The organism is Serratia sp. BNK-33-b (assembly GCF_048684565.1).
GTDB lineage: Bacteria > Pseudomonadota > Gammaproteobacteria > Enterobacterales > Enterobacteriaceae > Serratia > Serratia marcescens.
Genome location: NZ_JBLQTZ010000001.1, coordinates 1,101,668 through 1,126,395, shown reverse-complemented (window position 1 = coordinate 1,126,395; position 24,728 = coordinate 1,101,668). Strand labels below are relative to the sequence as shown.

General features: G+C 62.4%; 27 protein-coding genes and 1 riboswitch. Of the genes, 20 read left to right on the top strand and 7 right to left on the bottom strand.

The window, feature by feature from the left end; all coding sequences use genetic code 11:
- Positions 1 to 5: 5 nt before the first annotated feature.
- The 3 genes from mdtD to baeR are packed head-to-tail and all read left to right on the top strand — an operon-like array spanning position 6 to position 3,531.
- Entirely contained in the window at positions 6 to 1,436 is a 1,431-nt protein-coding gene (mdtD, locus tag ACMGGK_RS05270) for a multidrug transporter subunit MdtD (RefSeq protein WP_193843016.1), read from the top strand.
- Positions 1,433 to 2,815 (top strand): two-component system sensor histidine kinase BaeS, encoded by a 1,383-nt coding sequence (gene baeS / locus ACMGGK_RS05265; RefSeq protein ID WP_016926705.1) that lies wholly within the window; start codon positions 1,433 to 1,435, stop codon positions 2,813 to 2,815. Before mdtD ends, baeS begins: the two co-directional genes overlap by 4 nt.
- Complete coding sequence (gene baeR / locus ACMGGK_RS05260) at positions 2,815 to 3,531, top strand: two-component system response regulator BaeR (protein WP_004941568.1); 717 nt, start codon at positions 2,815 to 2,817, stop codon at positions 3,529 to 3,531. Before baeS ends, baeR begins: the two co-directional genes overlap by 1 nt.
- A gap of 6 nt (positions 3,532 to 3,537) precedes the next feature.
- On the opposite strand, the gene ACMGGK_RS05255 is transcribed toward baeR, so the two are convergent.
- A complete protein-coding gene (locus ACMGGK_RS05255) occupies positions 3,538 to 3,927 on the bottom strand; it encodes a type II toxin-antitoxin system VapC family toxin (RefSeq protein ID WP_016926704.1) in 390 nt (129 codons plus the stop codon).
- 3 nt (positions 3,928 to 3,930) lie between these two features.
- Positions 3,931 to 4,194 carry an antitoxin gene (locus ACMGGK_RS05250; RefSeq protein WP_004941563.1) on the bottom strand — a complete coding sequence of 88 codons (264 nt, stop codon included), beginning with the start codon at positions 4,192 to 4,194 and terminating at the stop codon, positions 3,931 to 3,933.
- A 337-nt stretch (positions 4,195 to 4,531) separates the two neighbouring features.
- Between ACMGGK_RS05250 and ACMGGK_RS05245 the strand changes: the two genes are divergently transcribed.
- Together ACMGGK_RS05245 and yegQ are read left to right on the top strand one after the other, a co-directional pair.
- Complete coding sequence (locus tag ACMGGK_RS05245) at positions 4,532 to 4,870, top strand: YegP family protein (RefSeq protein ID WP_004941561.1); 339 nt, start codon at positions 4,532 to 4,534, stop codon at positions 4,868 to 4,870.
- A gap of 178 nt (positions 4,871 to 5,048) precedes the next feature.
- Positions 5,049 to 6,401: a tRNA 5-hydroxyuridine modification protein YegQ gene (gene yegQ / locus ACMGGK_RS05240; RefSeq protein WP_420276743.1), complete on the top strand. Its 1,353-nt coding sequence runs from the start codon at positions 5,049 to 5,051 to the stop codon at positions 6,399 to 6,401.
- 56 nt (positions 6,402 to 6,457) lie between these two features.
- Here yegQ and ACMGGK_RS05235 read toward each other — a convergent pair whose 3' ends face one another.
- Entirely contained in the window at positions 6,458 to 6,619 is a 162-nt protein-coding gene (locus ACMGGK_RS05235; protein ID WP_162838157.1) for a hypothetical protein, read from the bottom strand.
- 249 nt (positions 6,620 to 6,868) lie between these two features.
- Between ACMGGK_RS05235 and yegS the strand changes: the two genes are divergently transcribed.
- From yegS to gutQ, 15 genes are all read left to right on the top strand, one after another.
- On the top strand, positions 6,869 to 7,774 hold the full coding sequence (gene yegS, locus ACMGGK_RS05230) for a lipid kinase YegS (RefSeq protein ID WP_143779312.1): 906 nt from the start codon (positions 6,869 to 6,871) through the stop codon (positions 7,772 to 7,774).
- A 168-nt stretch (positions 7,775 to 7,942) separates the two neighbouring features.
- Positions 7,943 to 9,157, top strand: coding sequence for a D-mannonate dehydratase ManD (gene manD / locus ACMGGK_RS05225; protein WP_016926700.1), 1,215 nt, complete (start codon positions 7,943 to 7,945; stop codon positions 9,155 to 9,157).
- Positions 9,158 to 9,162: 5 nt separating this feature from the next.
- Positions 9,163 to 10,179, top strand: coding sequence for a Zn-dependent oxidoreductase (locus ACMGGK_RS05220; protein WP_110147594.1), 1,017 nt, complete (start codon positions 9,163 to 9,165; stop codon positions 10,177 to 10,179).
- A gap of 91 nt (positions 10,180 to 10,270) precedes the next feature.
- Positions 10,271 to 11,560 (top strand): MFS transporter, encoded by a 1,290-nt coding sequence (locus ACMGGK_RS05215; RefSeq protein WP_015378745.1) that lies wholly within the window; start codon positions 10,271 to 10,273, stop codon positions 11,558 to 11,560.
- A 54-nt stretch (positions 11,561 to 11,614) separates the two neighbouring features.
- Complete coding sequence (locus tag ACMGGK_RS05210; RefSeq protein WP_197759098.1) at positions 11,615 to 13,120, top strand: mannitol dehydrogenase family protein; 1,506 nt, start codon at positions 11,615 to 11,617, stop codon at positions 13,118 to 13,120.
- Entirely contained in the window at positions 13,101 to 14,432 is a 1,332-nt protein-coding gene (locus ACMGGK_RS05205) for an MFS transporter (protein WP_048325252.1), read from the top strand. The genes ACMGGK_RS05210 and ACMGGK_RS05205 overlap by 20 nt, the downstream gene beginning before the upstream one ends.
- Before the next feature lie 98 nt (positions 14,433 to 14,530).
- Complete coding sequence (locus ACMGGK_RS05200) at positions 14,531 to 15,217, top strand: GntR family transcriptional regulator (protein WP_016926696.1); 687 nt, start codon at positions 14,531 to 14,533, stop codon at positions 15,215 to 15,217.
- A gap of 206 nt (positions 15,218 to 15,423) precedes the next feature.
- Positions 15,424 to 16,473, top strand: a complete 1,050-nt coding sequence (gene fbaB / locus ACMGGK_RS05195) for a class I fructose-bisphosphate aldolase (RefSeq protein WP_015378749.1) — start codon at positions 15,424 to 15,426, stop codon at positions 16,471 to 16,473.
- A gap of 236 nt (positions 16,474 to 16,709) precedes the next feature.
- Complete coding sequence (srlA, locus tag ACMGGK_RS05190) at positions 16,710 to 17,258, top strand: PTS glucitol/sorbitol transporter subunit IIC (RefSeq protein ID WP_004941528.1); 549 nt, start codon at positions 16,710 to 16,712, stop codon at positions 17,256 to 17,258.
- A gap of 15 nt (positions 17,259 to 17,273) precedes the next feature.
- On the top strand, positions 17,274 to 18,254 hold the full coding sequence (gene srlE, locus ACMGGK_RS05185) for a PTS glucitol/sorbitol transporter subunit IIB (protein WP_016926695.1): 981 nt from the start codon (positions 17,274 to 17,276) through the stop codon (positions 18,252 to 18,254).
- Positions 18,255 to 18,276: 22 nt separating this feature from the next.
- Entirely contained in the window at positions 18,277 to 18,639 is a 363-nt protein-coding gene (gene srlB, locus ACMGGK_RS05180) for a PTS glucitol/sorbitol transporter subunit IIA (protein ID WP_033639642.1), read from the top strand.
- 10 nt (positions 18,640 to 18,649) lie between these two features.
- Positions 18,650 to 19,429 carry a sorbitol-6-phosphate dehydrogenase gene (gene srlD, locus ACMGGK_RS05175; protein ID WP_028127783.1) on the top strand — a complete coding sequence of 260 codons (780 nt, stop codon included), beginning with the start codon at positions 18,650 to 18,652 and terminating at the stop codon, positions 19,427 to 19,429.
- 46 nt (positions 19,430 to 19,475) lie between these two features.
- Positions 19,476 to 19,832 carry a transcriptional regulator GutM gene (gene gutM / locus ACMGGK_RS05170; RefSeq protein ID WP_164053248.1) on the top strand — a complete coding sequence of 119 codons (357 nt, stop codon included), beginning with the start codon at positions 19,476 to 19,478 and terminating at the stop codon, positions 19,830 to 19,832.
- An 83-nt stretch (positions 19,833 to 19,915) separates the two neighbouring features.
- Positions 19,916 to 20,689, top strand: a complete 774-nt coding sequence (gene srlR / locus ACMGGK_RS05165; RefSeq protein WP_016926692.1) for a glucitol operon DNA-binding transcriptional repressor SrlR — start codon at positions 19,916 to 19,918, stop codon at positions 20,687 to 20,689.
- Positions 20,682 to 21,653, top strand: coding sequence for an arabinose-5-phosphate isomerase GutQ (gene gutQ / locus ACMGGK_RS05160; RefSeq protein ID WP_016926691.1), 972 nt, complete (start codon positions 20,682 to 20,684; stop codon positions 21,651 to 21,653). The genes srlR and gutQ overlap by 8 nt, the downstream gene beginning before the upstream one ends.
- Before the next feature lie 39 nt (positions 21,654 to 21,692).
- Here gutQ and ACMGGK_RS05155 read toward each other — a convergent pair whose 3' ends face one another.
- From ACMGGK_RS05155 to ACMGGK_RS05140, 4 genes are all read right to left on the bottom strand, one after another.
- Positions 21,693 to 22,151, bottom strand: coding sequence for an inhibitor of vertebrate lysozyme family protein (locus ACMGGK_RS05155; protein WP_016926690.1), 459 nt, complete (start codon positions 22,149 to 22,151; stop codon positions 21,693 to 21,695).
- An 84-nt stretch (positions 22,152 to 22,235) separates the two neighbouring features.
- Positions 22,236 to 23,036: a bifunctional hydroxymethylpyrimidine kinase/phosphomethylpyrimidine kinase gene (thiD, locus tag ACMGGK_RS05150; protein WP_016926689.1), complete on the bottom strand. Its 801-nt coding sequence runs from the start codon at positions 23,034 to 23,036 to the stop codon at positions 22,236 to 22,238.
- Complete coding sequence (gene thiM, locus ACMGGK_RS05145; protein ID WP_028128367.1) at positions 23,036 to 23,827, bottom strand: hydroxyethylthiazole kinase; 792 nt, start codon at positions 23,825 to 23,827, stop codon at positions 23,036 to 23,038. The genes thiD and thiM overlap by 1 nt, the downstream gene beginning before the upstream one ends.
- Positions 23,828 to 23,862: 35 nt before the next feature.
- Positions 23,863 to 23,959, bottom strand: a riboswitch (TPP riboswitch).
- Between the two features lie 91 nt (positions 23,960 to 24,050).
- Positions 24,051 to 24,665 carry a TetR/AcrR family transcriptional regulator gene (locus ACMGGK_RS05140; RefSeq protein ID WP_033639635.1) on the bottom strand — a complete coding sequence of 205 codons (615 nt, stop codon included), beginning with the start codon at positions 24,663 to 24,665 and terminating at the stop codon, positions 24,051 to 24,053.
- Between the last annotated feature and the right edge of the window lie 63 nt (positions 24,666 to 24,728).

Here is a 24,728-nt window from a genome sequence, read left to right as displayed (position 1 = left end):
GACTGATGCTGATGAAACACGCCGCCACGGTACGCTGGCAACTCTGGATAGTGGCATTCGGCTTCTTTATGCAGACGCTGGATACCACTATCGTCAACACCGCCCTGCCCTCAATGGCCGCCAGCCTGGGGGAGAACCCGCTGCGCATGCAGTCGGTGATCGTCTCCTATGTGCTGACGGTGGCGGTGACGCTGCCGGCCAGCGGCTGGCTAGCGGACAAAGTCGGCGTACAGCGGGTGTTTTTCAGCGCCATCGTGCTGTTCACCCTCGGCTCCCTCCTCTGCGCCCGTTCGGAAACCCTGAACGAGCTGATCGCCTCGCGCGTGCTTCAGGGCGTCGGCGGCGCGATGATGGTGCCGGTCGGGCGCCTGACGGTGATGAAGATCGTGCCGCGCGAGCAGTACATGGCGGCGATGACCTTCGTGACGCTGCCGGGCCAGATCGGCCCGCTGATGGGGCCGGCGCTGGGCGGTTTCCTGGTGCAATACGCCAGCTGGCACTGGATTTTCCTGATCAATATTCCGGTGGGCATCGTGGGCGCCATCGCCACGCTGCTGCTGATGCCCAACTACCAAATGCAGACCCGCCGCTTCGATCTCAGCGGCTTTATCCTGCTGGCGATCGGCATGGCGTCGCTGACGCTGGCGCTCGACGGCCATAAAGGCATGGGGCTGTCCGGCAGCGCCATCGCCGGCCTGGTGGCGCTGGGCGCAGCGGCGCTGTTGGGGTATGTTTGGCATGCCTACGGCAATAGCCGCGCCCTGTTCTCGCTGCGGCTGCTTCGCACCCCGACCTACAAAATCGGGCTGCTGGCCAGCCTGCTGGGGCGCATCGGCAGCGGCATGCTGCCGTTCATGACGCCGCTGTTCCTGCAGGTGGGCATGGGTTTCACGCCGTTCCACGCCGGGCTGATGATGATCCCGATGATCATCGGCAGCATGGGCATGAAGCGCATCGTGGTGCAGGTAGTCAACCGCTTTGGCTACCGCAACGTGCTGGTGGCCGCCACGCTGCTGCTGGCGCTGGTCAGCCTGAGCTTCCTGCTGGCGGCGATGCTCGGCTGGCTGTGGCTGCTGCCGGTGGTGCTGTTCTTCCAGGGGATGATCAACTCACTGCGCTTCTCGGCGATGAACACTCTGACGCTGAAAGATCTGCCGGACCGGTTGGCCAGCAGCGGCAACAGCCTGCTGTCGATGGTCATGCAGCTGTCGATGAGCCTCGGCGTCAGCGTCGCCGGCATCTTGATCGGCAGCTTCGCCCATCACCAGGTGGTGGCCGATAGCCCGGCCATCCACAGCGCATTCATTTACAGCTACTGCTGTATGGCGTTGATTATCGCTCTGCCCGCGCTCGCCTTCGCGCGCGTGCCGGCCGATAGCGCGCCCAACCGCACGCTGACCAAAGAGCCGGGTACCGGCTCAACGAGGTTGCAATGAGGATAGGCATTACCGGAAAACTGTTCCTGGCCATTTTCGCTACCTGCATGCTGGTGTTGATCACCATGCATTGGGGGGTCCGTGTCAGCTTTGAGCGCGGCTTTATCGATTACATCAAGAGCAGCAACGAGCAGCGCATCAACATGCTTAGCGAAGCGCTGGAGGAACAGTACAGCCATCATGGCAACTGGATATTCCTGCGCAACAACGATCAGGTGGTCTACCAAATCATGCGTTCGTTCGAGCAGAATAGCGACAGCAGCCACAATCTGCCGCCCAAGGGGTGGCGCACCCAGTTTTGGGTGGTGGACAGCCAGTTCAATCGGCTGGTCGGGCATTCCGGCCCGTTGCCGAAGGAAGGGCCTCGCCACCCGATCCGCTACAACAACGAGATCGTCGGCTGGGTGCTCACCACCCCGGTCGAGCGCCTGACGCGCAATACCGACATCAACTTCGATCGCCAGCAGCGGCGCACCAGCTGGATTATCGTCGCGCTCTCCACCCTGTTGGCGGCGGCGGTGACCTGGCTGCTGTCGCGCGGCATGCTGGCCCCGGTCAAGCGCCTGGTGGCGGGCACCCACCGCCTGGCGGCCGGCGATTTCACCACCCGCGTGGCGGTCAGCAGCCAGGATGAACTGGGCAGGCTGGCGCACGACTTCAATCAGTTGGCCACCTCGCTGGAAAAAAACGAGCAGATGCGTCGCGCCTTTATGGCCGACGTGTCGCACGAGCTGCGCACGCCGCTGGCGGTGCTGCGCGGCGAGCTGGAGGCGCTGCAGGACGGCGTGCGCCAGCCGACGCCGGCGTCGCTCAGCTCGCTGCAGGCCGAGGTATCCACCCTGACCAAACTGGTCGACGATCTGCACCAGCTGTCGCTCTCCGATCTCGGCGCGCTGGCCTATCGCAAGGCGTCGGTGGACTGCGTGCACCTGGTGCAGATCGCCGTCGCCGCCTTCCGCGAACGCTTCCGCGCCAAAGGGCTGGAGATCGTCACCCATCTGCCGGCGCAAGCGCCGCTGTTCGGCGATCCCGATCGCCTGAACCAACTGTTCAATAACCTGCTGGAAAACAGCCTGCGTTACACCGACGCCGGCGGCCGGTTGGAGATCGGCGTCGAGCAGCAGCCGGGGCGGCTGCTCCTTTACTGGCAGGACAGCGCGCCGGGCATCAGCGATCAGCAACTGACGCGCATTTTCGAACGTTTCTACCGGGCGGAAGGTTCACGCAACCGCGCCAGCGGCGGTTCCGGGCTGGGGTTGGCGATCTGCCACAACATCGTGGAAGCGCACGACGGGAAAATCCGCGCCGAGCATTCGCCTTTAGGCGGCGTGCGCATTACAGTAGAATTTGCTACCCCGATAAAAAATAAGGCGCCCTGATGGACATTCAGAATCAACCCGTGCAGATCATGATTGTTGAAGATGAGCCCAAGCTGGGCCAACTGCTGGTGGATTATCTCCAGGCGGCGGGCTACGCCACCCGCTGGCTGACCAACGGCAATGAGGTGGTGCCGACCGTGCACCAGCATCCGCCGGCGCTGATCTTGCTCGACCTGATGTTGCCGGGGGCCGACGGCCTGACGGTGTGCCGCGAGCTGCGCCGCTTCAGCGACGTGCCCATCGTGATGGTGACGGCGAAAATTGAAGAGATTGACCGCCTGTTGGGGCTGGAGATCGGCGCCGACGATTACATCTGCAAACCCTACAGCCCGCGCGAAGTGGTGGCGCGGGTGAAAACCATCCTGCGCCGCAGCTATCGGCCGCAGGAGAACGCGCGGGAAGATGACCTGCTGCACATCGATGAACCGCGCTTCCAGGCCAGCTATCAGGGGCAGTTATTGGATCTGACGCCGGCGGAGTTCCGCCTGCTGAAAACGCTGGCCAGCCAGCCGGGCAACGTGTTTTCACGCGAGCAGCTGCTGAACAACCTGTACGACGACTACCGGGTGGTCACCGACCGCACCATCGACAGCCACATCAAAAACCTGCGCCGCAAACTGGAACTGATCGACGGGGAAAAATCCTTCATCCGCTCGGTATACGGCGTGGGCTACCGCTGGGAAGCCGAGCCCTGCCGGCTGATGAATGGGGTTTAGGGGAAATCAGCGCGTCCAGTCTTCAACCGCCAACCCGGGCACCATGGCGAATGCGCGATCGTTGGTCACCAGCGTCGCACCACGGCTCTGCGCGTGAGCGGCGATCAGTTGATCCATCGCGCCCATGATTTTGCCCTTTCTCTCCATGGTTGCCCGCATTTCACCGTAGCAACGGGCGGCCTCGCTATCCCATGCATAGACCGTCACTGCAGCAAGAAAGGCCTCGACCATGCTTTGCAACGCCTTGTTCCGCCGTTTAGCCACACCGTAAAGCAGTTCCGCCTCCGTGACGCTGGAAATACATACGGCAGAAGGCGGGAGCTTTTCCATGACGTTAAGCACCTGCGGATGCTGCCGAAACAAGTGGCTGACGGTGTTGGTATCAAACATGTACATCGCCTACTCTTCCTCTGAGAAGGGATCGCGGTCGGCAACCCCTTGCTGACGATCTTCCGCGCCAAGAAACTCTTGCGGCACCGGCGTTTGGGCGATAATGCTCAGCAGCGGTGCCCAGCTGTCCGGCTTTGCCGGATATTTGGATAAAATCACGTTGCCCTCCCGATCGCGACGGATATAGACACGATCCGTATCAAATTCAAATTCCACCGGTAACCTCACCGCCTGATTTCTGCCGTTTTTAAACAGCTTTGCGATCCTTTCCATCTCGACACCTCCACAGCAGGCATAGGCCAAAGCATATGCCTGTAGCGTGTCGATGCCAAGATGTATCGCTCATTTTTCATCCACATTGACGAAACGGCCAAACAGTAACGCACAATCTCACGGGGTGACACCCTGTTCCCCTCGTTATGCGGCGCACTGCGCAATCACGCCTTCTCCCTTAGCTTCCCGTGCGGCGCTGTGCCTCTCGGGCGAAAACTCCGCGCCGGCGCAAAAAAACTGCGCATTTTTTCAACTAAGCTGCTGTGAGGTTTAGCCGCCGATTTTCAAGCGATTGGCTACACTTACATCACGAATCGGAACCTACAGGAGAAGAACCATGGCAATCGGTCATTACGAGCTGAAAAAAGCAAAGAACGGACAGTACCACTTCAACCTGAAAGCCAGTAACGGCGAGATCATTCTGGCCAGCGAGATGTATGCCAGCAAAGCCTCGGCGGAGAACGGCATCGCCTCGGTGCAGACCAATTCACCGCACGAAGCGCAGTACGAACTGAAGCACAGCGCCAGCAATCAGCCCTACTTTGTGCTGAAGGCCAAGAACCATCAGGTGATCGGCGTCAGCGAAATGTACAGCTCCGAAAGCGCGGCCAAAAACGGTATCCAGTCGGTGATAAAAAACGGCCCGACCACCGATATCCGCGATTTGAGCGCCTGATCCCCCGTTTCACCCGCGCGGTGGCGGCCACCGCGCGTTTTCCGTTTGACCGGGATCAATCTCCCTTGAATAAATCCGGTTAACTGCTGATTTCTTGCCGCGCTGCGGCTACAATCCCCCGCTTTTACTGCGCCATCAGGTGGCGTGGTGCTGACCTGAAATCAGACCGAGACACACTATGTTTACATCAGAACTTCTCTCCCCGGCCGGCACGCTGAAAAATATGCGTTACGCCTTCGCCTACGGCGCCGATGCGGTTTACGCCGGCCAGCCGCGCTACAGCCTGCGGGTGCGCAACAACGAGTTCAACCACGAGAATCTGGCGCAGGGCATCAACGAAGCGCATGCGCTGGGCAAAAAGTTCTACGTGGTGGTGAACATCGCCCCGCACAACGCCAAGTTGAAAACCTTCCTGCGCGATCTGAAGCCGGTTATCGATATGGGCCCGGATGCGCTGATCATGTCCGATCCCGGCCTTATCATGATGGTGCGCGAAGCCTTCCCGCAGATGGACATCCACCTGTCGGTGCAGGCCAACGCCGTTAACTGGGCGACGGTGAAGTTCTGGAAGCAAATGGGCCTGACCCGCGTGATCCTGTCGCGCGAACTGTCGCTGGAAGAGATCGCCGAGATCCGCGCCGAAGTGCCGGACATGGAGCTGGAGATCTTCGTCCACGGCGCGCTGTGCATGGCCTACTCCGGCCGCTGCCTGCTGTCCGGCTACATCAACAAGCGCGATCCCAATCAGGGCACCTGCACCAATGCCTGCCGCTGGCAGTACAAAGCGGAAGAAGGCAAAGAGGACGACACCGGCAATATCGTGCACCTGCACGAACCGATCCCGGTGCAAACCGTCGAGCCGACGCTGGGCATCGGCGCGCCCACCGACAAGGTGTTCATGCTGTCTGAAGCGCAAAAGCCAGGCGAATATATGAGCGCCTTCGAGGACGAACACGGCACCTATATCATGAACTCCAAGGATCTGCGCGCCATCCAGCACGTGGAGCGTCTGACGCAGCTCGGCGTGCATTCGCTGAAGATCGAAGGGCGCACCAAGTCCTTCTACTACTGCGCCCGCACCGCTCAGGTCTATCGCCGCGCCATCGACGACGCGGCCGCCGGCAAACCGTTCGATCCGACCCTGCTCACCACGCTGGAAGGCTTGGCGCACCGCGGCTATACCGAAGGCTTCCTGCGCCGCCACGTGCACGAAGCGCAGCAGAATTACGACTACGGCTCCTCGCTCTCCGAGCGCCAGCAGTTCGTCGGCGAATTCACCGGCGTGCGCCGTGATGGCTGGGCGGAAGTCGACGTGAAGAATAAGTTCGCGCTCGGCGACAGCGTCGAAATGATGACACCGGGCGGCAACGTGGTGTTCACCCTCGAGAGCATGAAAAATAAGAAAGGCGAATCGATTGAGGTGGCGCCGGGCAACGGCCATATCGTTTATTTGCCGATCCCGCAGGATATCGATCTCAATTATGCGTTGCTGATCCGCAATTTGGCGGAAGAAAATAGCGCCGGGGTATAAAAATGAATCGCCGTCATTCGGCGGCGATTTTTAGCAAATATTAGAATTGGATCACATCAATGTGCGCGCAGCTTGGTTACTATCACGCTGCTTAAAACGAACAACGAAAATATTTGCATAGCAATACTAGGAACCACCTCCTTAGCCGGCCCAATCTCCCTTGGGCTGGCTTTTTCTTTATGGGTGCGCCTATTTTTTTCCACCACGCCAATTTCCATAACTTATTCCCATTATCCGTTTTAATAATAATAATCACGCCGCTTCGATATATAAATAACGCTACAGCGATTAATCCTCGCTTCTTTAACACTTTGCTTATTTCCGCGTAAAATTCAGATAAATTCGCATTGCTTCATATTCACTGAGCGCCGGGAAATAACCGGAATTAGCTGAATATTCTGATGGCCTGGTGGCGGCAGCTGGTTTATCTTGAGGCATTCTTGGTTTTCCGCCGGAGGATATCGGCAATGCCTCAACACTCACATACGTCCGCCCTGCTTATCATCAACGGCAAAGGCGCCGGTAACGAAGAGCTGCGTCAGGCGGTCAACCGGCTGCGCGAAGAACAGATAACGTTGCACGTGCGCGTCACCTGGGAGCACGGCGATGCCGCGCGCTATGTCGCGGAAGCCGCGCAGCTCGGCGTCGGCACCGTCGTCGCCGGCGGCGGTGACGGCACCATCAACGAAGTGGCCGCCGCGCTGGTGCAGCTGCCGGCGCACAACCGGCCGGCGCTGGGCATCCTGCCGCTCGGCACCGCCAACGACTTCGCCATGGCGTGCAATATCCCTCCGTCCCCCGAACTGGCGCTGCAGCTGGCGATCAAGGGCCGCTCGGTGCCTATCGATCTGGCGAAGGTCAACGGCGAGCGCTATTTCATCAACATGGCCACCGGCGGCTTCGGCACCCGCATCACCACCGAAACGCCGGAGAAGCTGAAGGCGGCGCTGGGCGGCGTGTCCTACTTTGTGCACGGCCTGCTGCGCATGGATACGCTGCAGGCCGACCGCTGTGAAATCCGCGGGCCGGACTTTCGCTGGGCCGGCGAGGCGCTGGTGATCGGCATCGGCAACGGCAAACAGGCCGGCGGCGGCCAGGAACTGTGCCCCAGCGCGCTGATCAACGACGGCCTGCTGCAGCTGCGCCTGCTGATCGCCGATGAACTGCTGCCGGCGCTGGTCGCCGCCCTGTTCAACGACGAAGAGAGCAACAGCATCCTCAGCGCGGCGCTGCCGTGGCTCGAGATCGACGCGCCGCATGAGATGACTTTCAACCTCGACGGCGAACCGCTCAAAGGCCGCCATTTTCGCATCGAAGTGTTGCCACAGGCCATCGAATGCCGCCTGCCGCCTAACTGCGCCCTGCTGGGCTGACCTTGTCGGGCGCAGCCGCTGCGCCCCGCTTCTTCCCCTCCGCTCATCCGCTTCCACTCGCGATCAAATGTGATCCTCTCCGGCAAATTCATTAATTCATACTTGTATGGTAGTTAGTTCATGGCGTATTTTCGCGCTATCTCTCCGCAGCTACAGGATGTGAAGGTTATGAAAATCGTCAACGCCGAGGTGTTCGTCACCTGCCCGGGGCGCAACTTTGTCACGCTGAAAATCACCACCGATGACGGCATCATCGGCCTCGGTGACGCCACGCTGAACGGGCGCGAATTGCCGGTGGCCTCTTACCTGAAAGATCACCTCTGCCCGCAGTTGATCGGCCGCGACGCGCAGCGGATCGAAGACCTCTGGCAATTCTTCTACAAAGGCGCTTACTGGCGGCGCGGCCCGGTGACCATGTCAGCCATTTCCGCCGTCGACATGGCGCTATGGGACATCAAGGCCAAGGCCGCCAATATGCCGCTGTATCAGCTGTTGGGCGGCGCCTCGCGCTCGGGAGTGATGGTGTATTGCCACACCACCGGCCACTCGATCGACGAGGTGCTCGACGACTACGCCAAACATAAAGAGCAAGGCTTCAAGGCGATCCGCGTTCAATGCGGCGTGCCGGGCATGAAAACCACTTACGGCATGGCCAAGGGCAAAGGCCAGGCTTATGAGCCGGCCACCAAGGGCGACTGGCCGGAAGAGCAGCTGTGGTCGACGGAAAAGTACCTCGATTTCACCCCCAAACTGTTCGACGCGGTGCGCACCAAGTTCGGTTTCAACGAGCACCTGCTGCACGACATGCACCACCGCCTGACGCCGATCGAAGCGGCGCGCTTCGGTAAAAGCGCCGAGCCGTATCGCCTGTTCTGGATGGAAGATCCGACGCCGGCGGAAAATCAGGCCTGCTTCCGCCTCATCCGCCAGCATACCGTCACGCCGATCGCCGTCGGCGAGGTGTTCAACAGCATCTGGGACTGCAAACAGCTGATCGAAGAACAGCTGATCGACTACATCCGCACCACCCTGACGCACGCGGGCGGCATTACCGGCATGCGGCGCATCGCCGACTTCGCCTCACTGTATCAGGTGCGTACCGGTTCACATGGCCCTTCCGATCTGTCGCCGATCTGCATGGCGGCGGCGCTGCACTTCGATCTGTGGGTGCCAAACTTCGGCGTGCAGGAATACATGGGCTATTCCGAGCAAATGCTCGAAGTGTTCCCGCACAGCTGGACGTTCGACGACGGCTATATGCATCCGGGCGACAAGCCGGGCATCGGCATCGAGTTCGATGAGAAGCTGGCGGCCCGTTACCCGTATGAACCGGCCTACCTGCCGGTCGCGCGTCTGGAGGATGGCACCTTATGGAACTGGTAAACACCATGCGCAGCGTCGTGATCGAACAGCCCGGGCGCCTGGCGATCCAGACGCGCGCGCTGCCGCTACCGGCGGCCGGCGAAGTGCGGGTCAAGGTGAAATTCGCCGGCATCTGCGGCTCCGACGTCCATATCTATCACGGCCATAACCCGTTCGCCCGCTACCCGCGGGTGATCGGCCACGAGTTCTTCGGCCTGATCGATGCGCTGGGCGAAGGCGTCGATCCGGCGCGCCTCGGTGAACGCGTCTCGGTAGACCCGGTGGTGAGCTGCGGCCACTGCTATCCCTGTTCGGTCGGCCGCCCCAACGTCTGCACCTCGCTGCAGGTGATCGGCGTGCACTGCGACGGCGGCTTCAGCGACTACGCCTGCGTACCGGCGCGCAATGCCTACCCGGTTCCGTCGGCCATCAGCGATCGCCACGCCGCGATGATCGAACCCTTCAGCATCGCCGCCAACATTACCGCCCATCTGCAACCGCGCCCCGACGACATCGCGCTGATCTACGGCGCCGGGCCGATGGGGCTCACGGTGATCCAGACGCTGAAAGGGGTGTATGGCGTCAAGCAGGTATGGGTCGTCGATCGCATCGCCGAGCGGCTGGACATGGCGCGCGCCAACGGCGCCGACGAAACATTCAACAACGCCGAGGCCGCATTGCCGCAGGCGCTGCAGCAGCGCGGCGTTCAGCCGACGCTGATCGTCGATGCCGCTTGCCACCCCGCCATTTTACCGGAGGCGATCGCGCTGGCTTCGCCGGCGGCGCGTATCGGCATCATGGGCTTTTCCGGCGACGCCTGCACCCTGACCCAGCAGAGCATCACCAGCAAGGAGCTGTCGATCTTCTCTTCGCGCCTGAACAGCGCGCGCTTCCCGCAGGTGATCGCCTGGATGGCGGACGGCAAACTGGACCCGCAGCGGCTGCTCACCCACTGCGTGCCCGCCGACGACGTCGAACGGGCGATGCAGATGTTCGAGCGGGATCAGCGCACCTGCTGCAAGGTGCTGCTGCAGTTCGAGTAACGCCAAGGCGGCATCGGGGCATGGGGCGGCGCCCGCCGCCCGTGCAAACAACGAAGCATCACGATTAAAACGACACCCAGTGGAGTGCTTTATGTTTAAAAACCTGCGTTGGACCATCGTGTTCCTGCTGTTCATGGTCTACATGATCAACTACCTCGATCGCGTGGCGCTGTCGATCACCGTGCCGATGATCGAACAGGATCTGATGCTGAACGCCGAACAGTTCGGTCTGATCTTCGGCAGCTTCTTCTTCGGCTACGCCATTTTCAACTTCGTCGGCGGGCTGGCGGTCGACCGCTTCGGCCCGACGCTGGTGCTGGGCGTGGCGGTCGGCCTGTGGTCCATCTTCTGCGGCATGACGGCGATCGCCACCGGTTTTTACTCAATGCTGATCCTGCGCGTCCTGTTCGGCATGGCCGAAGGGCCGATCTGCGCCTCGGCCAACAAGATGATTAACGGCTGGTTCCCGAAGAAACAGGCGGCGACCGCCGTGGGCCTGCTCAGCGCCGGTTCGCCCTTGGGCGGCGCGGTGGCCGGGCCGATCGTCGGCTATCTGGCGCTGGCGTTCGGCTGGCGGCCGGCGTTTATGATCATCTGCGCCATCGGCATCGTCTGGATGCTGGTGTGGTTCTTCGTGGTGGCGGATAACCCGGCGAAAAGCCAACGCGTCAGCAACGAAGAACGGGCGCTGATCGCACGGTTGAAACAGGAAAATCTCGGCGAGGAAAGCGCCTTGAGCGACGCTCCGCACGGGCTGGGTTACTACCTGAAGCAGCCGATCATTCTGGTCACCGCCTTCGCCTTCTTCTGCTACAACTACATCCTGTTCTTCTTCCTGAGCTGGTTCCCCTCGTATCTGGTGCAGGCGCACAACCTGAACATCAAAGAGATGAGCCTGACCACGATGATCCCGTGGATCGTCGGCTTCGTCGGGCTGGCGCTCGGCGGCTATATTTCCGACAAGATCTTCAACATCACCGGCAAATTGCTGCTGTCACGCAAGATCGTGCTGGTCACCAGCCTGCTGGCGGCGGCGGTGTGCGTGGCGTTGGCGGGCACCGTCAGCAGCGTGGTGCCGGCGGTGATGCTGATGTCGGTGTCGATCTTCTTCCTCTACATTACCGGCGCTCTCTACTGGGCGATCATCCAGGACGTGGTGCATAAATCCCGGGTCGGCGGCGCCAGCGGGTTCATTCATTTGATCGGCAGCGTCTCCGGCATCATCGGGCCGATCGCCACCGGCTACATCGTGCAGAACACCGGCAAATTCGACAGCGCCTTTATGCTGGCGGGCGGCGTCGCCGCGCTGGGCGCGCTGCTGGTGCTGCTGGTGATCAAGGCGCCGCGCGCAACGGCGGGCGTGCAAATCTTAAAACCCTAACGCCAGACGGGGCGGCTTCGCCCCTTTTTGCTTACCTCTCCAGGGACATTGAACATGAGACTTTCCGACCACAGCGCGCTGCCGGCCGCCGTTATCCGGCCCGGCTACGCACGTGAGCGCGTGAAACCGCGCATGGCGCATATCGGCTTCGGCGCGTTTCACCGCGCGCACCAGGCGATGTACGCCGACAGGCTGGCCAGCGAGCACGGCAGTGACTGGGGCTACTGCGAAATCAGCATGCAGCACGGCCAGCAAAAGATCGCCGATCTACGGCAACAGGACCTGCTGTTCTCGGTGGCGGAGATGGACGACGACGGCTGGCGGGGCCGGGTCATCGGCGTGGTGCGCCAGGCGCTGCACCTGCAAACCGACGGGCTGGCGGCGGTGCTGGCGGCCCTGACGCAGCCCGAGATCGCCATCGTCTCGCTGACCATCAGCGAAAAGGGCTATTGCCACCACCCCGCCAGCGGCCGGCTGATGGCGGAACACCCGGCGATCGCGCATGATATCGCCCACCCGGCACAGCCGCAGTCGGCGCCGGGGCTGCTGCTGGCGGCGCTGCGCCTGCGCCGTGAACGCGGGCTGCCGCCGTTCGCCGTGATGTCCTGCGATAACATGCCGGCCAACGGCCAGGTCACGCGCCAGGTGCTGGTCGAACTGGCGCAGCGGCAGGATCCGGCGTTGGCCGACTGGGTGCGTCAAGAGGTCGCCTTCCCTTCCACCATGGTGGATCGCATTGTGCCGGCGGTAACACCGGAGGCCCGCGAACAACTGTTTGTCTGGCTGGGCGGCGTCGAGGATGAGGTCGGCGTGGCCTGCGAGCCGTTCAGCCAGTGGGTCATTGAGGACCGATTTCCCCAGGGGCGCCCGGCCTGGGAAAAGGTCGGCGCCGAACTGGTGAGCGACGTGCTGCCGTACGAGGAGATGAAGCTGCGCATGCTGAACGGCAGCCATTCGTTCCTCGCCTATCTCGGCTATCTGGCCGGTTATCAGCACGTCGGCGATTGCATGCAGGATGCGGATTTTGTCCGCGCCGCCCGTCACCTGATGCTGTCGGAACAGGCGCCGACCCTGCAGGTGCCGAACGTCGATTTGGCGCAGTATGCCGACTCGCTGCTGCAGCGTTACCGCAACCGCGCGTTGAAGCACCGCACCGCGCAGATCGCCATGGACGGCACGCAGAAGTTGCCGCAACGGCTGCTGGACGCGATCCGCTGGCATCTGGCGCGCGGCAGCCGCTTCGACTGCCTGGCGCTGGGCGTCGCCGGCTGGATGCGCTACGTCGGCGGCCGCGATGAACAAGGCGAGCCGATCGCCATCAGCGATCCGCTGCGCGAACGCCTCGCCGCGTTGGTCGCCGGCAGCGAGGAAGGGCGGCCCCGCGTCCTGGCGCTGCTGCAACTCGACAGCGTCTTCGGCCGCGATCTGCCCGATTCGCCTGACTTCGTCCACGCCGTCAGCCACGCTTATCACCAACTGCTGAGCCTGGGGGCCAAAGCCGCCGTCGCCGCTCTGCCGCTTACCGACCGGGAGGTTTCCGATGACCGTCACCACGCATAATGCCGTCAATACCGGCAATCAACCGCTGCTGCGGCGCGTCGCCAGTGCTTCGGCCATCGGCACCGCCGCCGAATACTATGATTTCTTCGCCTACGGCACCGCCGCGGTGCTGTTCTTCGGCCAGCTGTTTTTCCCCAGCGCCGATCCGCTGATCAGCACGCTGGCGGCCTTCGCCACCTACGCGGTCGGTTTCCTGGCGCGCCCGCTGGGCGGCATCGTGTTCGGCCATATCGGCGACAAAGTCGGCCGCAAGAAGGCGCTGGTGATCACCATCCTGATCGTCGGCCTCGGCACCTTTTGCATCGGCCTGCTGCCCACCTATGAGCAGATCGGCATCTGGGCGCCGATCGCGTTGATCTTTATCCGCGTGCTGCAGGGCTTCGGCGTCGGCGGCGAACAGGCCGGCGCGGTGCTGATGACCGCCGAATATGCGCCGCCGCCGCGGCGCGGCTTCTACGCCAGCTGGGTGCAGATCGGCGCGCCGGCCGGCTTCCTGCTGCCGTCCGGGCTGTTCGCGCTGCTGACCGCCGTGCTGTCACCGGCGCAAATGCTGGACTGGGGCTGGCGCATTCCGTTCCTGCTCAGCCTGCTGCTGGTGCTGGTCGGGCTGTTTATTCGCCTGAAGATCGACGAATCGCCGGTGTTTACCCAGATCCGCGCCACCAAAGCGGTGGAGAGCCGGCCGGTGGTGGAAGTGGCCCGCCGCTATCCCGGCCTTATCGCCAAAGGGGTGTGCGCCAAGCTGATCGAAGCCTGCGCCTTCGCCATGTTCACGGTGATCGTGCTGGCCTACGGTAAGGCCAACCACCTCAACGAAAGCATTCTGCTGGAGGCGATGATCGTGGCGGTGCTGCTGGAGATTTTCGCCATTCCGCTGATGGGCCGCCTCTCCGATCGGCTGGGGCGCAAACCGGTTTACATCGCCGGCGCGCTGCTGCAGGTGGTGTGCATCGTGCCGTTCTTTATGGCGATCAACCTCGATAATTTCTGGGTGACGCAGATCGCCATGATTGTAGTGCTGACCTTCGGCCACAGCATGTGCTACGCGCCGCAGGCTTCCTACTTCCCGGAACTGTTCCCCACCCGCGTGCGCTGCAGCGGCATCGCGCTGATCTGGCAGATCGGCTCGCTGATCGGCAGCGGCATTCTCGGGCTGCTGGCGGTGAAGATCCTGCAGGTGACCGGCGGCCATTACTACGGGCTGGCCGGCTACATGATGGTGCTGGGCGTGGTGTCGGCCCTCGGCCTGAGCCTGATGCCGGAAACCGCGCCAGAGCGGCGCAAGCAGGAGTATCAGGATTGGCATCACTGAGTTACCCTGCCCGGCGGGTGGATTTATCCCCCCGCCCTCAACCAATAATCTGCTAGTATGGTGGCATTCGAATTCCAGCCAGATGCCTGATTGTCGCCATGTCTGAAACGTACAGTCTCACCAACAACGTCCCGGTCAACCAGCAGATCTATCGCTTCCTGCGCAAAGATATCGTCGACTGCACCATCCCCCCCGGCACCCTGCTGTCCGAGAAAGAGATCTCCACCCGCTTTTGCGTTTCGCGCCAGCCGGTGCGCGAAGCCTTCATCAAGCTGGCGGAGGCCGGTCTGGTGCAGATCCTGCCGCAGCGCGGCACCTTCGTGATGAAGATTTCCGCCAAGCGCGTGGCCGACGGGCGCTTTATCCGTCAAGCGGTGGAATGCGCCATCGTGCGCCGCGCGGCTGAGCGCGCCACTCCGGCGCAGCTGATGACGCTGGAGCATAACCTGCACCGTCAAGAGCTGGCGGCGCAGAACGGGCAAACGCGCGAATTTTTGGCGCTGGACGACGAGTTCCACCAGCTGTTGACCCAGTTTGCCGACTGCCCGCTGGCGTGGGAGACCATCGAAACCATCAAGGCCACCATGGATCGGGTGCGTTTCCTCAGCCTGAGCGAAGTCTCGCCGCCTGAGAGCCTGATCAAGCAGCACTACCGCATCTACGAAGCGCTGAAAGCGCGCGATGCCGAGGCGGCGGAGCGCGCCATCCACGATCATCTGCAGGAGATGATCTACTCCATCACCCCGATCGCCCTGCAGAACACCGAGTGGTTCGAGATCGAATAATCAACCGCTTAGCAAGCCGGGGGCGATCGCCCCCGCGTATTTGGCCACGCCAATGGCATTTCCTCTCAATCGCATCTATTGTTTGTCCTTGCCGGATCAAGTTCGGTAGCATCGCTTTACAGCTTCAATCACCGCTTTTTTACTACGCCGGTGGTCAAAAACCCTTGTATTGCCGGTGTATGAAGAAGCTTAATCGGGAGTGAATCATGACTGATATTGTGCAGTTGCTAGGAAAGGAAGCGGAAGATCTGCTGCAACACCGCTGTACCACTATCCCCGCCGAGAATCTCTACCTGCCGGGCGCCGACTTCGTCGACCGCGTAATGATCGATAACAACCGCCCCAACAGCGTGCTGCGTTCGATGCAAACCCTGTTCAACCACGGCCGCCTGGGCGGCACCGGTTATCTGTCTATCCTGCCGGTCGATCAGGGCATCGAGCACTCCGCCGCCGCCTCGTTCGCCGCCAACCCGCTGTATTTCGATCCGAAGAACATCGTCGAGCTGGCGATTGAAGCCGGCTGTAACTGCGTCGCCTCCACCTACGGCGTGCTGGCGTCGGTATCGCGCCGCTACGCGCATAAAATTCCGTTCCTGGTCAAACTCAACCACAACGAAACGCTGAGCTACCCGACCCAGTACGACCAGACCCTGTACGCCAGCGTCGAGCAGGCGTTCAACATGGGCGCAGTGGCGGTTGGCGCCACCATTTACTTCGGCTCCGAACAGTCGCGCCGCCAGATCGAAGAGATCTCGATCGCCTTCGAGCGCGCGCATGAGCTGGGCATGGTCACGGTGCTGTGGGCCTATCTGCGTAACCCGGCGTTCAACAAGGACGGCGTGGACTACCACTCCAGCGCCGATCTGACCGGCCAGGCCAACCACATCGCCGCCACCATCGGCGCCGACATCGTCAAACAGAAAATGGCCGAAAACAACGGCGGTTACCGCGCAGTGAAATTCGGCTATACCGACGATCGCGTCTACACCAAGCTGACCACCGATCACCCGATCGATCTGGTGCGTTACCAGTTAGCCAACTGCTACATGGGCCGCGCCGGGCTGATCAACTCCGGCGGCGCCGCCGGTGAGAACGATCTGCAGGAATCGGTGCGCACCGCGGTGATCAACAAACGCGCCGGCGGCATGGGCCTGATCCTGGGGCGTAAAGCCTTCAAGAAATCGATGAAAGACGGCGTGGCGCTGATCAACGCCGTGCAAGACGCCTATCTGGACAAGAAGGTCACCATCGCCTGATGTGACGGACCGCCTGTCCCAAAGCCCGGTTCGCCGGGCTTTTTTGTGCCCGTTATCCCGCCTCACGCACCGTTAACCTTCTCTTTCTTTCACTTTAAACTTTCAAAATAAAATATTTATCTTTCAAATTGTGATCCATTTAAAACAAATAGCCCAACAAAGTGACTACTGTAAGGCCCATGGCGACAGAGCCGCCGTTCGCTCCAGGCCATATCAGTCCATTACAGGAGAACATAATGATTGAGCTAATCACCCACGGCGCCGAGTGGTTTATCGGCCTGTTTCAGAAAGGCGGTGAAGTGTTTGTCGGCATGGTGACCGGCATTTTGCCCTTGTTGATCAGCCTGTTGGTTATCATGAACGCGCTGATCAAATTTGTTGGCCAGGAACGTATCGAACGATTGGCGCAGCGCTGCGCGGGCAACCCCGTTTCGCGTTATCTGCTGCTGCCGCTGATCGGCACCTTTGTCTTCTGCAACCCGATGACCCTCAGCCTGGGGCGCTTCATGCCGGAGAAATACAAGCCGAGTTACTACGCGGCGGCCTCCTACAGCTGCCACTCGATGAACGGCCTGTTTCCGCACATCAACCCCGGCGAACTGTTCGTTTACCTCGGCATCGCCAGCGGCCTGACCACCCTCGGCCTGCCGCTCGGCCCGTTGGCGGTGAGCTATTTCCTGGTGGGGCTGTTCACCAACTTCTTCCGCGGCTGGGTCACCGATCTCACCACCAGTCTGTTTGAACGCAAGATGGGCATCCGTCTGGATCGCCAGGTGCAACTTTAATTCGTGGAGTGCAGCATGAGTGCTTATATCCGTATTGAAAAAGGCGCCAGCGGCTGGGGCGGCCCCCTGGAGCTGCCGATAGAGCCCGGCAAAAAAGTGGTGTACATCACCGCCGGCACCCGGCCTTCCATCGTCGATCGCCTCAGCGAATTGACCGGCTGGCCCGCCGTCGACGGTTTCAAAGAGGGCGAACCGCCGGCGGAAGAGATCGGCGTGGCGGTGATCGACTGCGGCGGCACCCTGCGCTGCGGCCTGTACCCGAAACGCCGCATTCCGACGGTCAACATCCATGCCACCGGCCAGTCCGGCCCGCTGGCGCAGTTTATCCTCGAAGACATCTATGTCTCCGGCGTGCGTGACCACAACATCAGCCGAATCGACGCGACGGAGAACCCACCCGCCGCCGCGGTTGCAGCGCCGCCCAAGGCGCGCGACTACGACACCAGCAAGAAGATCACCGAACAAAGCGACGGGCTGCTGGCGAAGGTCGGCATGGGCATGGGATCGGTGGTGGCGGTGTTCTTCCAGGCCGGACGCGACACCATCGACACCGTGCTGAAGACCATTCTGCCGTTTATGGCGTTCGTCTCGGCCTTGATCGGCATCATCATGGCCTCCGGCCTCGGAGACTTTATCGCTCACGGCCTGACGCCGCTCGCCAACAGCCCGATCGGCCTGGTGACGCTGGCGCTGATCTGCTCATTCCCGCTGCTGTCGCCGTTCCTCGGCCCCGGCGCGGTCATCGCCCAAGTGATCGGCGTGCTGGTCGGGGTACAGATCGGCCTCGGCCATATTCCGCCGCAGCTGGCGCTGCCCGCGCTGTTCGCCATCAACGCGCAGGCCGCCTGCGACTTCATTCCGGTCGGCCTGTCGCTGGCGGAAGCCAAACAGGACACCGTGCGGGTCGGCGTGCCTTCAGTGCTGGTCGGCCGCTTCCTGACCGGCGCGCCGACGGTGTTAATCGCCTGGGCCGCCTCGGCCTTCATTTATCAATAATGTGATCCCCAGGGAGACGTTTATGCACACCATTTTTCACACCACCATCACGCAGATCGGCGGCTGCGCCCGCGACGCGTTGCTGGACAACATGCTGATCACCTTCCGTGAAGGCGCCCCGGCGGATATCGAAGAGTTCTGCTTCATCCACCGCCACGGCGCAACCGCCGGCGAGCTGCAGGTCGGCGGCGTGATGGAACTGGCGCAGCAGCGCTACGCCATCACCGCCGTCGGCAGCGTCGCCACGCAGAATCTGCGCGAGCTGGGCCACGTAACCGTGCGCTTCGACGGCGAAGCCGAGGCCGAATTCCCCGGCTCGATCCACGTATCCGGCCCGACGCCGACTGATATCCCGTTGGGCAGCACGCTGTCATTTATCGCATAAGGAGTAGACCATGTCTGAAGTAGCTGTAGTGATTGGCGGCGGCCAAACGTTAGGCGCCTTTTTGTCCCACGGGCTGGCGCAGGCCGGTTATCGGGTGGCGGTGGCCGATCTGAACGCCGACAACGCCAATCGGGTGGCACAGCAGATCAACGAAGAGTACGGCACAGGCAGCGCCTGCGGTTTTCAAGCCGACGCCACCGACGAGCAGAGCGTGATCGCGCTGGCGACGGCGGTTGACCGAGCGTTCGGCCAGGCCAACCTGCTGGTGTACAGCGCCGGCATCGCCAAGGCGGCGCCAATCACCGATTTCCCGCTGGGCGACTTCGACCGCTCGCTGCAGGTGAACCTGGTGGGCTATTTCCTCTGCGCCCGCGAGTTCTCGCGCCTGATGATCCGCGACGGCATCGCCGGGCGCATCATCCAGATCAACTCCAAGTCCGGCAAGGTCGGCAGCAAGCACAACTCCGGCTACAGCGCCGCCAAGTTCGGCGGCGTGGGGCTGACGCAGTCGCTGGCGCTCGATCTGGCGGAATACGGCATTACCGTGCATTCGCTGATGCTCGGCAACCTGCTGAAATCGCCGATGTTCCAGTCGCTGCTGCCGCAGTACGCGCAAAAACTGGGCATCGCACCGGACCAGGTGGAGCAGTACTACATCGACAAGGTGCCGCTGAAGCGCGGTTGCGACTATCAGGACGTACTGAACACCCTGCTGTTCTACGCCAGCGATAAGGCCTCTTACTGCACCGGCCAATCGATCAACATCACCGGCGGCCAGGTGATGTTCTGACGCCACCGACGCCCCCTTCCGCGGAAGGGGGCCTAAGGAGAACCCCATGACACAAGCTTTGATCGCCTTCGCGCTGCTGGCCTGGCTGCTGCAAATCGCCTTCGGCTGGTGGCAACTGCAACGTTTCAACCGCGCCTTCGACGGTTTATGCCGGCTGGGCGCCGTGGGCGTCGGCCGTTCCGGCGGCCGTTTTCGCCCACGGGTGGTGCTGGCGCTGGCCTTCGACGACGATCGGCGGGTATGCGGCAGCCTGTTGCTGCGCGGCCTGACCGTCTTCGCCCGGCCCCGCCCGCTGCCTCATTTACACGGATTGCATCAGCAGGATTTGCGCCCGGATGTGATCTTCCCCGAGGATCGCGCATGCCAGTCTGCACTATCGTTAGCGATTGACCCCAAATCGTGATATTTTCACATTAAAAGACATTACCTTTCATAGTGAATTATTCAGCGAGGGGAAATGCCCAACTCTTGTGAACGGGAATCGCGATGAAACCAAAGCAGCGGCAGGCCGCTATCCTTGAATATCTGCAGCGGCATGGCAAAACGGCGGTGGACGCCCTGGCCGAGCATTTCTCCACCACCGGCACCACCATCCGCAAGGATCTCACCCTGCTGGAAGAAGAAGGCGAGGTGATCCGCACCTACGGCGGCGTGGTGCTCAGCCGCGACGACGGCGATCAGCCAATCGACCGTAAAACCCATATCAACACCGAGAAAAAGCGCCGCATCGCCAGCGCCGCCGTGGCGCTGATCGCCGACGGCGACTCGCTGATCTTCGACGCCGGCAGCACGGTGCTGCAGATGGTGCCGCACCTGGCGCAGTTCAATAACATCACGGTGATGACCAACAGCCTGACCATCGTCAACGCGCTGGTGGAACTGGACAACGATCAGACCATCCTGATGCCCGGCGGCACCTACCGCAAAAAATCGGCCTCGTTCCACGGCAGCCTGGCGGAATCGGCGTTCCAGCAATTCAGCTTCGACAAGCTGTTTATCGGCGCGGACGGCGTCGATCTCAACGCCGGCGTCACCACCTTCAACGAAGTGCACAACGTCAGCAAAGCGATGTGCGAAGCCGCCGGCCGCATTATTCTGTTGGTGGACTCCTCGAAATTCGGCCGCAAGAGCCCGAACGTGGTGTGCGAACTCAGCGCCGTCGACACGCTGATCACCGACCGAGACATCAACCCTGATTACCTCGCCGCCCTGCAGGCGAAAGGCATCAATATCATTCTGGTAGGAGACCCCGATGAGTAACGCCAACGCCCTGCTCGCCTTCGCCCGCGAAACGCTGGAGATCGAGTTGACCGAAGCGCAGCGCCTGCTGGCGCGCCTGGATGACAACTTCGTCTGCGCCTGCGAGCTGCTGCTGAACTGCCGCGGCAAAGCGGTGATTTCCGGCATCGGCAAGTCCGGCCATATCGGCAAAAAAATCGCCGCGTCGCTGGCCAGCACCGGCACGCCGTCATTCTTCGTGCATCCGGCGGAGGCGCTGCACGGCGATCTCGGCATGATCGGCGCCGACGACGTGGTGGTGTTCATCTCCTACTCCGGCCGCGCCAAAGAGCTGGATCTGATCCTGCCGCTGCTGGCGGAGAACGGCATTCCGGTGATCGCCGTTACCGGCGGCAAAGAGTCGCCGCTGGCGCAGGCCGCGGCCTGCGTGCTGGATATCGGCGTCGAGCGCGAAGCCTGCCCGATGGGGCTGGCGCCCACCTCCAGCGCGGTCAACACCCTGATGATGGGCGACGCCCTGGCGATGGCGCTGATGCGCCAGCGCGGCTTCAACGCGGAAGACTTCGCCCGATCGCACCCGGGCGGCAGCCTGGGCGCGCGTCTGCTGAACCGCGTGCATCACCTGATGCGCACCGGCGATCGCCTGCCGCGCGTGAGCGAAAGCGCCAACGTGATGGAGGCGATGCTGGAACTGAGCCGCACCGGGCTGGGGTTGGTGGCGGTCTGCGACGCGCAGCAGCGGGTGGTGGGCGTATTTACCGACGGCGACCTGCGCCGCTGGCTGGTGAAGGGCAACAGCCTGCAGGATCCGCTCAGCCCGGCGATCACCCGCCCCGGCTATCGGCTGCCAGAGCAGTGGCGCGCCGGGGAGGCGCTGGAAGCGCTGCACGAACAACACATCAGCGCGGCTCCGGTGGTCGATATGGACGGCGTGCTGGTGGGGGCGCTCAACCTGCACGATCTGCATCAGGCCGGCATCGGCTGATCAACGCCGGGGGCGCCATCACCGGCGCCCCCGGACAGATCATTTCCAATCGGGATTGTTCTCGAACTGCTGCTTCAGCAGCGCTTTCATGTCGTCATTCGGCTTGCCGAGCCACTGGTACTTGGCATACTTCTTCGGATGATCGACGGCTTCCGGCCGATCTTCCACTTCCACCCGCACGCCCCAGGCCTGGGATTTGTCCGCGCTGAACGCCACGATCAAAAAGTTATTGCCGCAGTCGTGGGGCTTGCACAGGTTGCCGACCAGATACTCTTTGCCCTTCCAGTTCAGATTCTGCGCCGGCGTAGAGGTGCCGACGCCCTTGCGCGCCCAACCCGGCATCCGCGCCTGGCCTTTCACCATGTTTTGCCAGCTGGCCTGATACCCCGGCAGCTGAATCAAATCCGATGTGGTGACGATTTGTTGGGCAAAGCTGCCCGCGCTGAAGCTGAGCAGTGCGCCAAAGAGGGCGCAACGCAGCGCCTGGTGTCCCGTCATAGTCCTTCTCCCTAGGTTAAATCAGGTTTCGCCCATAAAACCGGGCCTGAACTAGTCAGACCACGATTGCGGCAAAAAGTTGACTCACCACCAGGCGTGAAAATGATGCACCGGCCCGATGCCGTGCCCCACTTCCAGCGTATCCGCCTGTTGCAGCGCTTGTTGCAGGTAGCCCTTGGCGGCGGCCACCGTGGCCGCCCAGTCGGCATGGCGCGGACGCAGCGCCGCCAGCGCGGCCGAGAGCGTGCAACCGGTGCCGTGGGTATGGCGGGTGGCGACGCGCGGCGCGGTAAAACGCTGCTCGCCTTCGGCGGTAAACAGCCAGTCCGGGCTCTCGCTTTCGCTCAGGTGGCCGCCCTTCATCAGCACCGCTCGGCAGCCCATCGCCAGCAGCGCCCGCCCCTGCTCGCGCATCTGCGCTTCATCTTCCGCCGGCGCGCACGCCAGCAGCGCCGCCGCTTCCGGCAGGTTTGGCGTAATGATCGACACCAGCGGCAACAGCTCGCGCCGGATAGACTCTACCGCCTCCGGGGCCAGCAACGGATCGCCGCTTTTCGCCAGCATCACGGTGTCCAGCACCACGAATTCCGGCCGGTAATGGCGCAGCCGTTCGGCCACCGCCTGCACGATATCGGCGTTGGCCAGCATGCCGATCTTGACGCTGTCGATGCGCACGTCGCTGAACACCGAGTCCAGCTGCGCGGCGACAAACGCCGGATCGATGTAATACACCGACTGCACGCCGCGGGTATTCTGCGCCACCAGCGCGGTGATCACCGAGGTGCCATAGGCACCAAGCGCCGAGAAGGCCTTCAGATCGGCCTGAATGCCGGCGCCCCCGCTGGGATCGGTGCCGGCGATGGTCAGCGCGTTAATGCGTTTCATCACAGATCCTCCCCGCGCAGCTGATACAGGGCGTCGAGGAACGCCGGCGTAAAGCTGCCCGGCCCGGCGGCCTGCCTGGCCGCGAGGCCGCCGCAGTGGGACATCACCCGGCAGGCGGCCGCCACGTTGTCCAGGCGATCGCCCGGCAGGGCGCAAAACGCCGCCGCCACCGCCGACAGCGCGCAGCCGGTGCCCACCACCCGTGTCATCAGCGGGGAGCCGCCTTCGATCGCCCAATCGCGTTGGCCGTCGGTGACGTAATCCACCGCGCCGGTGACCGCGACTACCGCGCCGCTGCGCTGCGCCAGCTCACGCGCGGCGGGCAATGCCGCCAAGGAATCGTCGCCGCTGTCCACGCCGCGGCCGCTGGCCAGCAACCCGCTGAGCGCCATGATTTCCGAGGCGTTGCCGCGTATCGCCGCCGGTTTCTCGTCCAGCAGCTGTTTGGCGAAGGCGGTGCGGTAGGAGAGCGCGCCGACCGCCACCGGATCCAGCGTCCAGGGCTTGCCGGCCCGATTGGCGGCGGCCACCGCCGCGCGCATCGATTCGGCGCGCAGCGCGTTGAGGGTGCCGACGTTGATCAGCAGGCCGTCGGCCAGCGCGCTGAACTGCGCCGCCTCTTGCGGCTCCACCACCATCGCCGGGGAGGCGCCGAGCGCCAGCAGCACGTTGGCGGTCAGCGATTGCACCACTTCGTTGGTCAGGCAGTGGATCAGCGGAGGCCGCTGTTGGAATTGAGTCAGGCAGGCCGCGGCGCGAGCGCCGGGTAGTGCATCAGGTCGAGCGATCATATTCCTCCCAACCGGCGTTCAAGAAGGCGGCGCCGGTTGGGCGGCCGTGACTTCCCTACGCTGGCATTATCCAGATCAGGTAATACGGGTATTTCTCAGCCTTCATGCAGAAGGGCACCCCGAGTCATGAAAATCAATAGGTTGTGATCAACGTTGCGTTAATCCCTGAGCGGGATCATGCCAGCGGCGGCGCGGACAAACAAGCGAATAAATTCGCTCGCGCCTAAGCGATGTTGCCCTCTTTTCCCGCCAGATACAGGCTCAGCACGCCGGGCAGCTCCGCCAACGTAAACGCCACGCTCTGCGGCGCCGTTTTGAAGATGTGATGCAAGGTGCCGGCCACCAGGCTTTGCAACAGCCGGGTTTGCTGCAGGATCTCCGCTTCGGCGGTCTCGGGGCGGCGCAGCTGCAGCACTCGGGCGATCAGCGCCAGGAAGCTGGACTTTTCGTCCGGCAGGTTCATTTCCCGCATCACCGGCAGGTAGTCGGCGTGCTCGCGCAGGTACTGCGCATAGGGAGAAAACAGCCGCTGGATCACCGCTTCAGCGGAGAGGCGCCGCCACTCGTCGTCGCTGGCCAACGCCATGTCGCGCACCAGCGCCTCGATCGATTCAGTGTGCCGATCCGCCAGCGCCTTGATCACCGCGTGGCGATCGGGGAAAAAGTGATACATCGAGCCGATGGAGGTTTTGGCGTGCTTGGCCAGCCGCTGCATGCTGAGCGCCGCCAGGCCATCCTGCGCCACGATCGCCGCCGCTGAATCCAGAATGGTTTGTACGCGTTGCCGCCCTCTTTCCTGCTGCGGCTCTCGCCCGGTGATGTGTTCGTCGATTTGCATATTCGTTTCTGCCCGCTGTCATCAACGCATTATACCCATTTGCCGCCGCGAAGGCAGGGTGAC